The sequence below is a fragment of the Devosia pacifica genome, from assembly GCF_014652635.1.
Classification (GTDB): Bacteria; Pseudomonadota; Alphaproteobacteria; order Rhizobiales; family Devosiaceae; genus Devosia; species Devosia pacifica.
Genome location: NZ_BMZE01000001.1, coordinates 724883 through 739023, shown reverse-complemented (window position 1 = coordinate 739023; position 14141 = coordinate 724883). Strand labels below are relative to the sequence as shown.

15 protein-coding genes are annotated in these 14141 nt (G+C 60.0%); 14 read left to right on the top strand and 1 reads right to left on the bottom strand.

What is annotated here, in order from left to right; all coding sequences use genetic code 11:
* Nucleotides 1-142: 142 nt before the first annotated feature.
* The 8 genes from IE127_RS03710 to IE127_RS03675 are packed head-to-tail and all read left to right on the top strand — an operon-like array spanning nucleotide 143 to nucleotide 8936.
* The gene (locus IE127_RS03710) at nucleotides 143-295 is read left to right on the top strand and encodes a hypothetical protein (RefSeq protein ID WP_189423541.1); all 153 of its coding nucleotides are present in this window, start codon (nucleotides 143-145) and stop codon (nucleotides 293-295) included.
* Nucleotides 295-825, top strand: coding sequence for a phage adaptor protein (locus IE127_RS03705; protein ID WP_189423539.1), 531 nt, complete (start codon nucleotides 295-297; stop codon nucleotides 823-825). The genes IE127_RS03710 and IE127_RS03705 overlap by 1 nt, the downstream gene beginning before the upstream one ends.
* Nucleotides 822-1436, top strand: a complete 615-nt coding sequence (locus tag IE127_RS03700) for a phage adaptor protein (protein ID WP_189423537.1) — start codon at nucleotides 822-824, stop codon at nucleotides 1434-1436. Before IE127_RS03705 ends, IE127_RS03700 begins: the two co-directional genes overlap by 4 nt.
* The gene (locus tag IE127_RS03695; protein ID WP_189423535.1) at nucleotides 1433-3025 is read left to right on the top strand and encodes a hypothetical protein; all 1593 of its coding nucleotides are present in this window, start codon (nucleotides 1433-1435) and stop codon (nucleotides 3023-3025) included. Before IE127_RS03700 ends, IE127_RS03695 begins: the two co-directional genes overlap by 4 nt.
* Nucleotides 3022-3474 carry an N-acetyltransferase gene (locus IE127_RS03690; protein ID WP_244639917.1) on the top strand — a complete coding sequence of 151 codons (453 nt, stop codon included), beginning with the start codon at nucleotides 3022-3024 and terminating at the stop codon, nucleotides 3472-3474. The genes IE127_RS03695 and IE127_RS03690 overlap by 4 nt, the downstream gene beginning before the upstream one ends.
* Complete coding sequence (locus IE127_RS03685) at nucleotides 3474-4823, top strand: tail fiber domain-containing protein (protein WP_189423533.1); 1350 nt, start codon at nucleotides 3474-3476, stop codon at nucleotides 4821-4823. The genes IE127_RS03690 and IE127_RS03685 overlap by 1 nt, the downstream gene beginning before the upstream one ends.
* A 4-nt stretch (nucleotides 4824-4827) precedes the next feature.
* Nucleotides 4828-7080 carry a phage tail tip lysozyme gene (locus IE127_RS03680; protein ID WP_189423531.1) on the top strand — a complete coding sequence of 751 codons (2253 nt, stop codon included), beginning with the start codon at nucleotides 4828-4830 and terminating at the stop codon, nucleotides 7078-7080.
* Nucleotides 7080-8936 (top strand): hypothetical protein, encoded by a 1857-nt coding sequence (locus IE127_RS03675; RefSeq protein ID WP_189423528.1) that lies wholly within the window; start codon nucleotides 7080-7082, stop codon nucleotides 8934-8936. Before IE127_RS03680 ends, IE127_RS03675 begins: the two co-directional genes overlap by 1 nt.
* A 152-nt stretch (nucleotides 8937-9088) precedes the next feature.
* Here IE127_RS03675 and IE127_RS03670 read toward each other — a convergent pair whose 3' ends face one another.
* Nucleotides 9089-9469, bottom strand: a complete 381-nt coding sequence (locus IE127_RS03670; RefSeq protein WP_189423526.1) for a hypothetical protein — start codon at nucleotides 9467-9469, stop codon at nucleotides 9089-9091.
* A 722-nt stretch (nucleotides 9470-10191) separates the two neighbouring features.
* Between IE127_RS03670 and IE127_RS03665 the strand changes: the two genes are divergently transcribed.
* From IE127_RS03665 to IE127_RS03640, 6 genes are read left to right on the top strand one after another with little or no spacing between them, the layout of a single operon-like run.
* Nucleotides 10192-11484: a WD40/YVTN/BNR-like repeat-containing protein gene (locus IE127_RS03665; RefSeq protein WP_189423524.1), complete on the top strand. Its 1293-nt coding sequence runs from the start codon at nucleotides 10192-10194 to the stop codon at nucleotides 11482-11484.
* Nucleotides 11481-11816 (top strand): hypothetical protein, encoded by a 336-nt coding sequence (locus IE127_RS03660; RefSeq protein WP_189423522.1) that lies wholly within the window; start codon nucleotides 11481-11483, stop codon nucleotides 11814-11816. The genes IE127_RS03665 and IE127_RS03660 overlap by 4 nt, the downstream gene beginning before the upstream one ends.
* Entirely contained in the window at nucleotides 11816-13072 is a 1257-nt protein-coding gene (locus tag IE127_RS03655) for a collagen-like domain-containing protein (RefSeq protein ID WP_189423520.1), read from the top strand. The genes IE127_RS03660 and IE127_RS03655 overlap by 1 nt, the downstream gene beginning before the upstream one ends.
* On the top strand, nucleotides 13069-13461 hold the full coding sequence (locus IE127_RS03650) for a hypothetical protein (protein ID WP_189423519.1): 393 nt from the start codon (nucleotides 13069-13071) through the stop codon (nucleotides 13459-13461). The genes IE127_RS03655 and IE127_RS03650 overlap by 4 nt, the downstream gene beginning before the upstream one ends.
* Nucleotides 13458-13907 carry a hypothetical protein gene (locus IE127_RS03645; RefSeq protein ID WP_189423517.1) on the top strand — a complete coding sequence of 150 codons (450 nt, stop codon included), beginning with the start codon at nucleotides 13458-13460 and terminating at the stop codon, nucleotides 13905-13907. Before IE127_RS03650 ends, IE127_RS03645 begins: the two co-directional genes overlap by 4 nt.
* Nucleotides 13888-14127 carry a hypothetical protein gene (locus IE127_RS03640; RefSeq protein ID WP_189423515.1) on the top strand — a complete coding sequence of 80 codons (240 nt, stop codon included), beginning with the start codon at nucleotides 13888-13890 and terminating at the stop codon, nucleotides 14125-14127. The genes IE127_RS03645 and IE127_RS03640 overlap by 20 nt, the downstream gene beginning before the upstream one ends.
* Nucleotides 14128-14141: the final 14 nt, after the last annotated feature.

The following is a 14141-nucleotide window of genomic DNA, read 5'->3' as shown; positions in this document are numbered from 1 at the left end:
CAATCCGAATCTACATGGATGGTCGCGTGGAAGATGAAGTGTTCAAGAGCAAAACTGGGCAGTTAGTTCGTGAGCACTATGACGCCGCTCGGCTAATCGAGATCGTCAATGCGGCTGAGGATAATCGGTCGGCGGGCAGCGTATGACGCGCGAAGCCATCCTTGCCGAGATCAAGCGCCTCGAAACCGAGCGCGACCAGTCTCCCGGCATGGAGAAAGCCTACAATGATCGGATCACGGCGCTGTGCGACCGGCTCAAGGGCCGGAAGGCATGGAAGCCGAGAAAGGTGGTCTAGTGTCCGCATTTCAGAACATCATCGATCTGCGGTTCGCGGTCTCCGATCATGTTGGCAATCGCGCCATCTCGGACGTATTTCCGCGACTGGTCGAATTGGCCGAGGACGACTTCAACAGCCGATTGCGCACGCGGCAGCAATTGGTCGAGGCAACGCTGTTCTTTGAGGACGGCATGTCGCCGTTGCCCCCTGATTTCCTCGAGATCTATCGCGGCACTCACCGTCAGCGCTACGAAGTCGATGGCTTCAACATCACAATGCGCTGTACGGCCGGCGACCATACGATCCAGTATTACGGCAAACTGCCGAGCCTGACATGCAGCCCGACGGCTACGAACTGGCTGCTGCGCGACTATCCATCCGTCTATCTCTACGGCGTAGCGCTGCAAGCGGCGAAGTTCCTCAAGGACGCTGAGTTGGCGATTGCGACGAGTTCGCTCTACGGCGAGGCGATCAAGCTTCTGCGGATCGATGACAAGCGCGCCCGCTATTCTGATGCGGTTGTGCGGGTCGGAGGTCTGAACCCATGACCTATTTGACCATCATGCAGTCGGTCGCTCGCAACGCCGGCATTGAGCCGCCTACGGCAATCTCCGGCAATGATCCCGACCAGGTATTGCTCGGCCAGTTCATCAATGAGGCAGGGCAGGAGATTACCCGCCGTGTTGATTGGGGCGTGCTGCGCAAAACCCACACCCTAACCGGCACCGGTGCTGCGCTCGATCATCCGCTCCCGGCCGACTTTGACCGCTTTCCAATGGGGCTGAGCATTACTGCTGGCACTGACCGAGTGCGCGGCAGCCTGACCTCTGACGAGTGGGCATCGCTGACCCCGATCGCGGGTACGCCCAGGTATTTCTATCTCTACGGCACGAAGGTCGCATTTTATCCGTTCCTGAAGAGCGGCGACACGGCGAAGCTGATCTATCAGTCCAAGAACTGGGCTCTGGCAGGCAGCACGCCGGGCAGCCGTCTGGTTGCGCAGACTGATACCACCGTCCTGTCGGAAACCCTGATCGAGTCCGGCGCTGTGTGGCGTTGGCGTCGGCATGTCGGCAAGTCCTTCTCCGACCATCTGGCGGAGTTCGAGGGGCAACTGGCCGATTATGCCAAGTTCGACGGCGGGGTGCGTCTGCCATGATGGTTCGGCCCGCACGCGGCAAGGCTCGCCAGTCCGCGCAGAAAGAGCCGACATACGACGCCTATTCGTTCCCCGGCCCGTCGCTCGGCTGGGTGTCTGATGTCAATCTTGCGATGTCGCAGCCCGGCGCGGCCTATCAGCTCGATGATATTTTTCCGACGCCAACAGGTGGCCGGCTTCGTCGCGGCAAGCGATCTCATGTTGAGGTCGGGTCACCGGTAAAGTCGCTGTTCACATATCGGCGCGGACCTGTGTCCAAGATGTTCGGCATTGCCGACGATGGCATCTATGACGTTTCCGGCCTTGAAGATCCCGAGGTCGAGCATGCGCTCACCGAAGGATACTGCAGCGTTGCGCAGTACACTGCGACCGACGGCACGCTCTACATTCGCGGGGTCAACGGGCAGGACACGCCGTGGGTCTATGACGGGGCGACATTCGACACCGACCCGGCACTGACGTTCCCGGATGGCGACGATACCGGCGCCGATGAGCTGATTTACACGTGGGTGTTCAAGAACCGCTATTTCTTCATCAAGAAGGATAGCCTGGACGTTTACTATTTGCCTGTTGGGCAGATCGGCGGTGAGCTGACGCTGTTCTCGCTGGGCGGCGTGTTCGATCTCGGCGGCAATCTGGTGTTTGGGGCAACATGGTCCCAGGAAACCGGCGACGGTCTGTCCGCGATGTGCATCTTCGCGACCGACAACGGCGAGGTTGCCGTCTATCAGGGCGACAATCCCAACGAGGCCGCAAGCTGGCAGCGGGTTGGCGTCTACACCATCGGCAAGCCGCGCGGGCCGAACGCGTTCCTTCGCCGTGGTGGCGATCTGGTGATCTGCACCGATATCGGGCAACTGGAACTGTCTCAGGCTCTGCAGCGCGACGTTCAGTCGCTTGCGCCAAGTGCCCTGTCTCGGCCGATCGAGCCGGCGTGGTCACGCTATGTCTCGGAGCGGTTCGAGAAGCGTTGGACATCGGTCGCATGGACCGAAGAGCAGATGCTCGTGGTCGCGCTGCCGACCATTTCGGGGCAATCGCCGGTCTGGCTGGTGTCAAACGCCACTACGGGCAAGTGGTGCCGGTTCAACGGCTGGGATGCCATGAGCCTCGCAGTCTGGGATGGCGGGCTGTATTTCGGCTCACCTGACGGCTTCGTCTATCAGGCCAATGTCGGCGGGTCCGACGACGGCGCGCCTTATACCGGCATCTATATCCCGGTCTTCGACCAGTTGGGCGTGCCCGGCAAGAAGTCCATCCATATGGCTCGAGCTGTCATGCGATCGCGCTTTGTCGCCAAAGAGCGGCTGAGCGTCCATACGGACTTCCGGGTCAACCTGCCGCCGGCATACGACGCCACCCCGATCGGCCAGGTCGATGTCTGGGGAACGGCGAAATGGGGGCCGGGCGTATCCAAGTGGGGCGGGGCCAGCGGCTCGACATCTGTTCAGGATCGATGGCGCAATACGCTCGGGGCAGGCGAGGCGATCACCATCGCGCACCAGGTCACGAGCGCATCGGTCGCGCCGCTCGATACCGAATTCATACGAACGGACGTGCTGTTCACGGCGGGTGAGGTTCAGAGTTGAACATCCTGCCGCCAGAGGCCGCGCAGGAGGTCGAGAAAGACCTTGCCGCATGGTGCGCCCGCCAGATTGGCTATTCGCGTGTCTGGGGGCACTGCAGGGCGCTTGGCGTGTTCGATGATGAGAAGCTTGTCGCCGCCGCGATCTACCACAACTGGCAGCCCGAGGCGGGTGTCATCGAGATCAGCACGGCTGCGATCACGCCCAGATGGCTGACGCGCAAGGTGCTGCACGAGCTGTTCGCATATCCGTTCGACCGGCTCGGCTATCAGCTCGTCGTGCTGCGCATCTCCGCCAATCGCGGCGAGGATCGCGGCATCTGCCGCATGTGCCGGGCTTTCGGCTTTGAGGAATACCGCATCCCGCGCCTTCGCGGCCGCGACGAGGATGAACTGATTTTCACGCTGACCGACGACGCATGGCGGGCCAGCAGATTTGAGAAGGTGCGCTGATGGGCAAGATGCCGTCCCCTCCGGATCCGAAGGAAACGAGCCAGGCGCAGACCGGGACCAATGTCGGAACAGCCATCGCCAACGCGATGATGAACAACGTCAGCCAGAACACCCCTGACGGCTCGCTGCAGTACGATCAGACCGGCACGTACAACTTCACAGACCCGTATACCGGCCAGACCTACGATATTCCGACCTTCACGGCAACGCAGACGCTTTCGCCGGAACAAGAGCGCATCCGCCAGCAGAACACGGCGGCTCAAGGCAACCTCGCCAGCATCGCCAATGAGCGGTCTGGTTTTCTGCGCGACTATCTCGGCAAATCCATTGACACCAGCGGCCTGCCGGCGCTGGCGACCTCTGCAGGGCAGACTGACCGTATTGGAGGCTCGTACGAGACCGAGATCGGGCGCGGCTATGACACCAGCTATGACCGCGATATAGGCGGCAACTACACCGACACCTATGCCGGCGCCGATGACTTCTCAGCCGATCGGCAACGCGTCGAGGAAGCCCTGTGGTCGCGTGGCGCGGATCGCCGCGCTTCTGAAGACGAGTCGCTGCGGACGCGGTTGCTCAATTCGGGCCTCCGCGAAGGCACGGCGGCATGGAACTCGGAGATGGAGCGTCTCGGTCGGCAGGTGGCCGACGAACGCATCGGCACCATGCTCGCATCTGGGCAGGAGCAATCACGCCTCGTGGGCCTCGCGCGCGATGCGGCCGTATTCGGCAATCAGGCGTCTCTTGGCCGCGCCCAGTTCAGCAGTGACCAGCAGAGCCGCCAGAACGCATCGCTTATGGAGCGGTTTGGCGCAGAAAATGCGGCTTCACTTGCCAAGGCTGAGTTCGGCAATCGTGCGCGGTTGAACAACGCCAGTTTCCGCAACAGTGCGCGCCAGCAGGGTCTGCAGGAAGCCTATGCAGCGCGCTCCCAGCCGTTGAATGAAGTTATCGGACTGATGTCCGGGTCACAGATCCAGCAGCCCAACTTCGTCAACACGCAGCAGCCGACAATTCCGACCACGGATAACGCTGGCATCATCAATGAGAACTACCAGCAGCGCTTGCAGCAATGGCAGGCAAATCAGGGACTGATGGGTGGCTTCATGGGCGGCATCGGTTCTCTCATCGGCCTATCGGATGACGACGCGAAGACCGACAAGAAGAAGATCGGCCACCTCAAGGAGGTTGATCTTGGCGTTCACGAGTATCGCTACAAGGGCGAGCCAAAGTCTGCGCCCAAGCATATCGGCGTGATGGCATCCGAGGTCGAAAAGAAGAACCCCGATGCGGTGACCAGGCGCAAGGGCCTCCGCTACGTCGATTACTCCAAGGCAGTCGGAGGCTAAGGGCATGGCGACAGGAAACCTCTTCAGCTTCGACGCCAACCGAGAGACCCCGGAAGATGTGAAGCGCCGTCGTGCCCTGGCCGAGGCGATTATGGGGCGCAATATGGCGCCACAGAACGTTGGTGAGGGCTTTGCGGCCATTGCTCAGGGGATCGTGGCCAATGTGAACAACAGCCGCGCCAATGCTGCTGAGCGGGCAGGGCAGGCGCGGTCTAGCGCTCTTCGTGACCGGCTCATTGCAAGCATCACTGGCAGCGGTAACGACGGCAGCCAGTACGTTGGCCCAACAACACCTCCCGCTACCGCTGGCAAGGCCTCCACGCAAATCTCTGGCGCATCTCTGCCGCAGGGCGAGCGGGCCACCTATATCCGTGAAGGACTCGTCTCTCGAGGATTGCCAGAGCATGTCGCTGATGCGTTTGTTCTGAACTTCCGTGACGAGAGCGGGCTGGATCCGGGAATCAACGAGCGTAACCCAATTGTTCCCGGCTCGCGCGGTGGCTACGGGCTTTACCAGCTCACCGGCCCGCGTCGGCGCGCTTATGAAGCATTCGCGCAGCAGCGCGGCGTCGATCCGTCTGACGTAGATGCGCAGCTTGATTTCCTCATGACCGAGCTTGAGGGGCCAGAGGCAAGGGCGGCTCAATCGATTCTCGGAGCAAGTGACACCGGCACGGCAGCAGCGGCGATCGTCAGAGATTTCCTGCGCCCCGCGCCTGAGCACCGGGATCGCCGTGCTAGTGCGTACCTGTCGGGAGATTACCCCGGACAGCGCACCCGAGTTGCGAGCGCAAATCCGTCTGCACTTCCGCCTCTTGCGCCTCCGAGCACGGCAACGCCAGAGGAGACTCCGCAGCAGCCGAGCATTCAAATTGATCCAGTTCAGCCGCGCGGAGCGCAGCCTCAGGCTACAGCGCCGCAACAGCCGATGCCTCAGGCGCAGGCTCCTCGGCCACAGGCAGCCCCCCAGCAGCAGCAGCGTCCGATGCAGACGGCTCAGGCAGGTGGCTTGGCCAGTATCCCGATAGAGGATGCGTTTGCCCTGATGGGCGACGTGTGGAGCGAGGAAAACCAGGCGCTCGGGGAAGCTATTCTCAACGCGCACCTGCAGCAGCAGGATCCGGCCTATCGCCAGGAACTCCAGATGAACGACCTGCGCATGCAGCAACTGCAGCAGCAGGTGGGAGAGGGCAACTATCAAGCGCGCCCACTGTCACAAGCTGAAATGGAGGATTGGGGCCTTCCGCCCGGCTCAGGCTCTTGGGTAATGGGTCCAGACAATACTCCTGTGCAGCTGTACGCGTCGCCTGCACCTGCCGGCCCCGATTACGATTTCGAGCAGCTGGACGATGGCACGTACGTCCGCATCGATCGGACAAGCGGGGAGGTGACCCCAATGGGCAATTATGCTGCGCCAGAGGAGCCAGGCTTCAGCACCGTGACGCTCCAATTGCCAGATGGCTCTCAGCGCACGCTCAATACAGCGGACCCGGCGCAGGCACAGCAGGCCAACGATCTAATGGCCCAGGGCGCGATTGAAGCGAAAGGGTCGCTTGTCGACATCAACATGCCGGGTGAAACGGCGAACAACTTTTTCACCGGCCTTGGTGAGACCGAGCGGAAGAACTACGAGGCCATGCTCACCAACGGGCAAAATGCAGGCCGCACACTTGCGCAACTCGATCAGTTGGAAGGGCTTCTCGCGGACACCCCGCAGGGTTTCGAGGCGGCTGCCACCTCTTTCGCTGGCAACTTCGGCATTGATCTGGGTGGTGCCAGCGGCGTTCAGGCCGCCCAGGCCCTCATCAACCAGATGGTGCCCAGCCAGCGCCCGCCAGGCTCTGGCCCGATGTCCGATGCCGATCTCGAGTTGTTCAAGCAGTCTGTGCCACGTCTGATCAACCAGCCGGGCGGCAACGAGCTCATCATCCGGACGATGCGCGACATCAACCGCTATGATCAGGCTCTCGCCAATCTGGTGCAGGAATACACCTGGCGCGGGGAGAGTGCGCGAACAGCCGAGGAAGCGATTGCCATTCGCCGTGAGATGCGCGGCGCAATTGCCGAGCTTCAGAACCCGATGGAAAACTTCAATGATCGGATTGAAGGCTATCGGCGCGAAGCCCCGCAAGCGCCGCCGGCTCAACAGCCGATGCAGTCACCTGCAAACCCGGAAATCACTGACGGCACCATCATCGAAAATGACCAGGGCCAGCGGATGGTCTTGCGGGGTGGGCGTTGGGTGGAGTTGATGTAATGGTTGATCTTCCCCCGGGCTTTCGCATCACGCAGCAAGGCGCTCCTCGCCAGCCTAACCCAGCTATTCCTGAGGGCTTTCGTGTCGTTCAGCCGGGTCAGCAGTCGCGCCCCTCGACCGGACCTTCGATTCAAGTTGGCGGACGCACGATCAGCATGGACGAATATATGTCCATGTCCGATGAAGAGCGGCAAGCCATCCGCGCTGGGATTGCTCAGGCCAATCCGAGCGTAGATCCGGTTACTGAGCCTTCAGCGCAGCCCCAGGAGCAGCGAGACGAGTGGCGCCGTGGCACCCTTGCTCCTGTCGAGGTGAATAGAAGCACGGGGGCGTTTCGCCCCGCTGTTCCTCAGATTGCAATGGACGCTTGGAGCGCCATCACGCTCCCGGGAGATGTCGCAAGGGGCGATGTGTCCGACTTCGACCCCGGCGTCGGCTTTCAGAACATGTCGGAGCAGTCCCTTGACCGGGCAGCAAGCCTTGCAGGAGGAATGGCACCTGGCGCACCGGTAGGCCGTCCAGGCGTATTCTCGACGAGCACCGGTCAACGAGTGCCAACGCATGTGCAGAGAGCGCTTGAGCGAGGCGGTATCAGGGCAGAAGAGGTCGGCCCTCGAGTATCTCAGATGGGGCCCGGAGCGATTGCGGCTGATATTTCACCTTCTATGCAAAGCCTCGCCATGGGTGCCGCAGAGCGTCCGGGAATGGGGCAGGCGGAAATAGCTCAGTTGCTCATGGGGCGTGCTGCCGGCGCGCGCGGTCGTATTCAGTCCCAGGTGGATGACGTTCTGGGGCCATCCGTATCGCGCGGTGAATGGTCGGCAGATTTGGACGCTCTACGAGCGGCAACTAGCCCGCTGTACCGAGAGTCGTTCTCGCGCGCGGGCCCGGTCAACGTGATGGGCATCGCTGCGCGGATCGACGAGATGATCCCGAACTACACTGGGCGCGCTCAGCGTCGGTTGCAGCAGATCCAGCGAGACCTTTACGAAGGGGATTCGCTGACGACTAATCCGGCAAGGCTATTCTCGCTACGCAATGAGCTCGATGACATGTTGGACGACCCCAACATCGGCCGCGTTCGAGAAGTCATCGGCGACGTTCGCGGTATGGTCGATAGCGAGCTTGCTCAGCGGGTGCCTGATATCAAGCGAGCGGATGCCCAATGGCAAGAGATTGCCCGTCAGTCCGAGGCGTTCGATCAAGGTCGTAAGATGTTTGGCGGCGGCGCCGAGGCGATTGATCCGCGCGACTATGAGCGCATGCAAGTTACAGCGAGCCAACCATCCGGCGTGGCACCTGGTCCATCTGCAGCGCCAATGGCAATGCGTCAGGGGGCGAGAAACGAGATCGACCGGCTCATCGGCACTGGTTCTCGAAACCGCACTTCCTTGGCGGCAGCGATCCGCGGCGAGGGCGGCTGGAACCGCGATAAACTCGCGCAGACCTTCGGCGATGATCGCGCGGATGAGGTTATTCGGCTGTTCGACAATGAGGCCACGATGGCGCTGACAGAGGAGCGAGTGACGGGAGGGGCAGTGACTGGGCTTCGTCGCGCTGCGGGAGAGGACTTGCGGCCACGGCAGCAAGAGGCACCGATTTTCCAAGGCCCCACGGGTATCGACATCGGCAACCTACTACGTCGAGGCGCTAGCCGCGCCACTGGAGGTATAACTGAGCGAATTGCAGAGCGTCAGAACGACGAAATTCTACGGTCTTTGATGGAGACTGGAGGTTGGTATGAAAACCGCAGCACGCCAGAGACATTGGCAATTATTAGGGCTCTATTGACGACAGGCGCGGCGGAGGACGCTTCTATAGAAGAATCCCTGCAAGGGCTGATACGATGGCAATGAAAATTGCCACGCCAGCCAACAAAAAGGCGCCCGCGACAGCGAGACCCAAGGCGTCTCGAACGAACCTGCCAGGTTTGGAGCTAAACACAAACGGCGCTACGACAGCGAAGCAAGCCAGATACAAGAGAAGGCCGAAAGCAAAATCGGTCAAACTACCATCTCCCTGGTATGGCGGACAAAACGGCTTGGGCAATGAAATATAGCATAGATGAAACGATCGCGATGGGGACGCCGATCCAAGTCCCCCATATCCAGTCGAAAATCTGCTGAGCGCCGGCATACTCACCTGCTGAAGGTGCCGGCGCGTACATATCAAGGCTGTAGATCAAAAACTCTCCATCCTTCAGCCAATGCTCAGCCTCTAGAAACGAGAAACACACAAAAGCCAGCGGTCCAGCGATCAGGATCAGGCCGCAGATCAAGGCGGGCACGAAGAACACCGCGCCTCTGATTAATTCCCAAAATCCATCAACAACACCCGGCAGAAACACCGGTTCATTGTGGTCGCTGGGGTCTTGGTCAATCTGGTTCATAAGGAGGCTCGATAGCATGAAACGCACCGGCAGCGCTATTGCGCTTATGGTGTGACTAGGGCCGCGCGCTTCTTCTTCTCAGCTGCCTGACGCGCTGTCTTTATTCGGTGGCACGTCCTGCAGTAGCGGCCTTTCTTATAGGTTCCAGTGTTCTCTGGCGTCCAAGGGTGTCCATGATTGCAGTGAGTGCGGGCTAGTTGTTTTGCCACTCGCGCCTCGATCGCTGGGCGCCAGCTGTCGGTTCGCGTTTCACGCTTCGGATCCAATATCTGATGAAGCGGCAAACCTCTCTTGGCACGTTCGATTATCGTATCTGTTTTGTGCCCAGACTGCTCGGCTAATTCACACGCAACATAATCTTGCCCCTCAATGGTGAGGACTCTCGTGTCGCGCTTGTTTCTGGATTGTTCGCGACGCGTCGCCCACCTGCAGTTGTCGGGCGTGTAGTCGCCATCGTTGTCTATTCGCTCAAGAGTATAGCCATCAGGACGCTGGCCCATATCGCCCGCGAACCGATCAAAGCTGTCCCACTCAGCGCAAATCTTGATGCCTCGCCCTCCGTAATTCGCCCATGAGGGTGTGGAGGGGGTCAGGCATCTGCGCCGCATCGCCTGCCAAACTTGGTAGAGCGGGTGCGGGTTCTTAAACGGCATCGCCATTCTCCAAAAATGTTTGGTGAATCATGTGCCTATTTGCCATAAGATGCAAACGGAGATACGATCTTGCCCGATGATCCAAACGGGACCCATTTTCTCCCTCCCTCATACAAGGTGGTCGACGGCGATGATGTGCTGCCGATCCAGCACAATCCGCCTCTCGAAGACCTGTCTCAAGGTCTGACGAACCGTCTGCACAAAGACGGGCGGACGGCGTGGACGGGCGACCAGAACGCCAACGGTAACAAGCTGACAGGGCTTGCTGACGGCACGGCCGACACCGATGCCGCGACAGTTGGGCAGGCGGCAGTCAGCATTGGTGACGGCAAGTGGAGCGCGCGCGAACTCGATGCGACATGGCTGCGCCGGGATGGGGCACTCTATGAAAGCGACGACTATCCTGACCTTGCCGCCATCCTCCCATCTTTGCCTGACGGTATTGTTTGGAGCAACCGGACGATTTCTGGGCGCTTCAAAGGGATTGCCAATAGCGACGATGGCTTCGTCGCTCTCACAAACACTGATGCGCAGGCATCCTCTGACGGCATCAACTGGACCATTCGCAACAGCTTCACCGGCGGGCTGATCTCCAACGACATTGCGTTCGGTGGCGGGATCTATCTTGCGCTGATGTTCGATGGAAGTGAGGATACCAACGGATACGTCACAACCTCCCTTGATGGCGATAACTGGTCAACGCCGACAGTACGGTCGCCAAGCGGGCGGTTGAATGCCGCAGCCTACGGCGACGGCATGTTCGTCATGGTGGGCGAATACGGGCAGATCGTCACCACCGACGACGGGTCATCCTTCACAGTCCAGGACAGCGGCGTGTCGGATTGGCTGTATGGTGTGCACTACAACGGGAGTGATTGGATCGCTGTAGGCGCGGGGGGCACGATCCTGACTTCGCCAGACGCAGAAAACTGGACCGCGCGCACCAGTGGCACGACCGAGACACTCCACGGCGTTTACTCATATGGCGGCACCGCCGTCGTAGTTGGGCGCAATGGAACTATCATCACCTCATCCAATCTAGCGGGATGGACAGCGCGATCGAGCGGTACCTCGCAAGACTTCAATGCAGTAATCGCCAACGCGAATGGGTATCTTGCAATTGGGGATTCAGGCACTGCAAGGCTTTCCTCAAATTTAACGACATGGACGGCTGCGCCGACTGGGTCGTCGGCCAGCCTCGACGCTCTCGTTATCGACCCTTCTAATGACCGGCGATATCTGGTTGCGGGGGCTTCAAACCTAGTTCTGGACGGACTTCGCACCGACCCCACTCAGTTCAGGGTGCCCGAGGATGATCCGGACTATGGATGGATCAAAGCTCTCAACGAGGTGCCGGCATGACCTGCGAGCCCATCGTTATAGGCGCAACCTGCGACGACCAGATCAACTATGGCGAGACCGTCGATTTGCTGTTCACCTATACCGACGAGAACGGCGATCCTGTTGACCTTTCGTCGGCCACGCCCGCGATCTTCTCGTCATCGCCCGATGTGATCAAAGCCGACACCGAAATCACTGTTGCCGATGCGGCTGCAGGCAAGGTCCGCTTCCTGCTTGACCGCACAAGCGCGCTTTCCCTGCGCAAGGGCCGCAACAACCGCTTTCGGCTCCAGGTGATCTTCGGTGCCGACAGCGATGACGTGACGCCCGATATTTATCTGCAGGTGACCTGATGAGCATCAGCATTCAGACGGAGCGGGCGTACAACATCACCGTGACGCCGAACCCGGCTCATCAAATCGCCATTCGTCTGCCAGGGGTGCAGGGAACGCAAGGCGTTCAGGGAATCCAGGGAGAGAAAGGCGATAAGGGCGACAAAGGGGACGCAGGAGATACCGGGCCCCAGGGCCCGCAGGGGATTCAAGGAGAGCAGGGCCCGCAGGGCGTTAAGGGTGACACCGGTGACGCCGCCACAATCGCTGTCGGCAGCACGACCACCGGCGCGGCCGGGACAGAAGCCTCTGCCGCCAACGTAGGCACCTCGGCTGAGGCGATCTTCAATTTCCAGATACCCCGTGGCGACAAGGGTGAGACTGGCGATCAAGGTCCGCAGGGCATACAGGGTGTTCAAGGCGAGCAAGGGGAGACCGGCGCTCAAGGGCCTCAAGGCATCCAAGGGGAGCAGGGCGAAACTGGACCGCAGGGAGCTCAAGGTGACCCCGGTGTTGTACAGTCGATTGCCGGCGGCACAAACATTTCCATCGATAGCAGCGACCCCGCAAATCCAGTGGTCAACACAAGCGGGCTTGCTGCTGTAGCTACCTCAGGCGCGAAAGCAGACGTGGGCCTCGGCAATGTCGACAATACGTCCGATGCGACTAAGCAGGCCGCGTTTCTTACCGCCATCCGTGACGGCGTTGCTACCGCATACGACACTTTAGGGAAGCTTGTAGCGGCTCTGGGTGCGCTTGCGTTTAAATCCAGCGTAAACAATTCCGACTGGTCCGGCACTGATCTTTCCGTTGCGAACGGTGGCACCGGACAAAGCACTGCATCGGCTGCATTCGATGCGTTGAAGCAGCTATCGACCACTGCCTACGCAGGCGTTGTAAGGTTGGCGACCGTAGCCAACGGCTTGGCCCGAACGGCAGGCGCGGTGCTCACCGCAGACGTGCTGACGGGCATGAAGGCAGGCGTCCCGCTCGCCTATTCATCGACCCGATCGCTGGTCTGGACTGACGGCTGGTTTCGCACCTGTACGTTGACAGGAAACATGACGCTTTCCAATCCGTCGAGCGTTGAGCCGGGCGACGCCATTGTTCTCCGGCTTGTCGGCAACAACTCGATAGAGCGCACCATCTCGTGGGGCTCGAACTACAAAGATCCACTGCCCGAGGACACGGTGACGAGCACAACGGGCCTGCTGGTCACGCTGTTTGCTGCAACCTCGACCGAGATCCACGTTACATGGAAGGCGTTCGAGCTATGATCCTTCCAGGTTTTGCTATGCCGGTGATGGCGATGGCGGCGGGCGGCACCGCCACCATGATCGCTGAGAACAGCGGAGATAACACGGGATATTTCAGGGACGGAGGCTTGGGTGAGTTGTTGTCACAGCCCATAGACGGATACGTGCTTTCTATTCTCATGTCTCAAGAAGCAAACAACAGAGTTTTTATGGCCATTGATGGGGATCAAAGGGCAGACTCTTTTATCTTGTCCCTGTCTTTGTTTGTAGATGGCATTGAGATTGCGGCGTTGCCCGATGCCACAATTGCTTATCAAGCTCCTCAGGATCGGACGACTTTCATTTGGGGACCACCTCCTGTCGTATTTATCAACGGAGTTTCATACCAGGTGGGATTTGAGGCACTATGAGCATGACCCTCTACACCCACACCGACATGCCCGGCACCTTCGGCAACAAGGGCGTGAGGATGCCAAGCGGCGTCTATCATCCGCGCTCGTGGTTTCGCACCGCCTCACAGCAGCAGATCAGCGGGGCAGGCTTTGTCATTTATGAGCCGCCAGAGCCTGAACCTGTACCAGAGCCAACGCACAACCTTACGCCGCTCCAACCGTGGCAGTTCTGGGCTATGATGCGCCTGACCGGCCAAGAGCAGACGGTCCGCGACTACATTGCCAGCCTCAATGACGAGGAGAGCGAGAACTACGACCCTCAATCATGGGCCGTTGCATCCGCGATCATCGACCATTCGCTTGAGTATCGCCGCGACCATCCGCTTGTCGAAGACCTTCGCCAGCTTGTCGGGATGACGGAAAGCCAACTGGACGATCTGTGGAATGCTGGACACAATCTCTGACGGCTGTTCCGGCTTCCAATGGATAGAGCGCCTGTTCGATGGTGTTCGTGACTGCTGTGTCATTCATGACTACGGCGGCTCTGACGGGCAACTGCTCGACTGCTTGCAATCTGCGCTCCCGCCATGGGCGTGGGCAATCGCTGCGTTCTGCGTGGCGCTTATGGTGCTGTTCCGCCCGATCTATCGGCTTCTAAACCCCAAGGGCAACGCCCGCCACTGACATCTCAACATCAC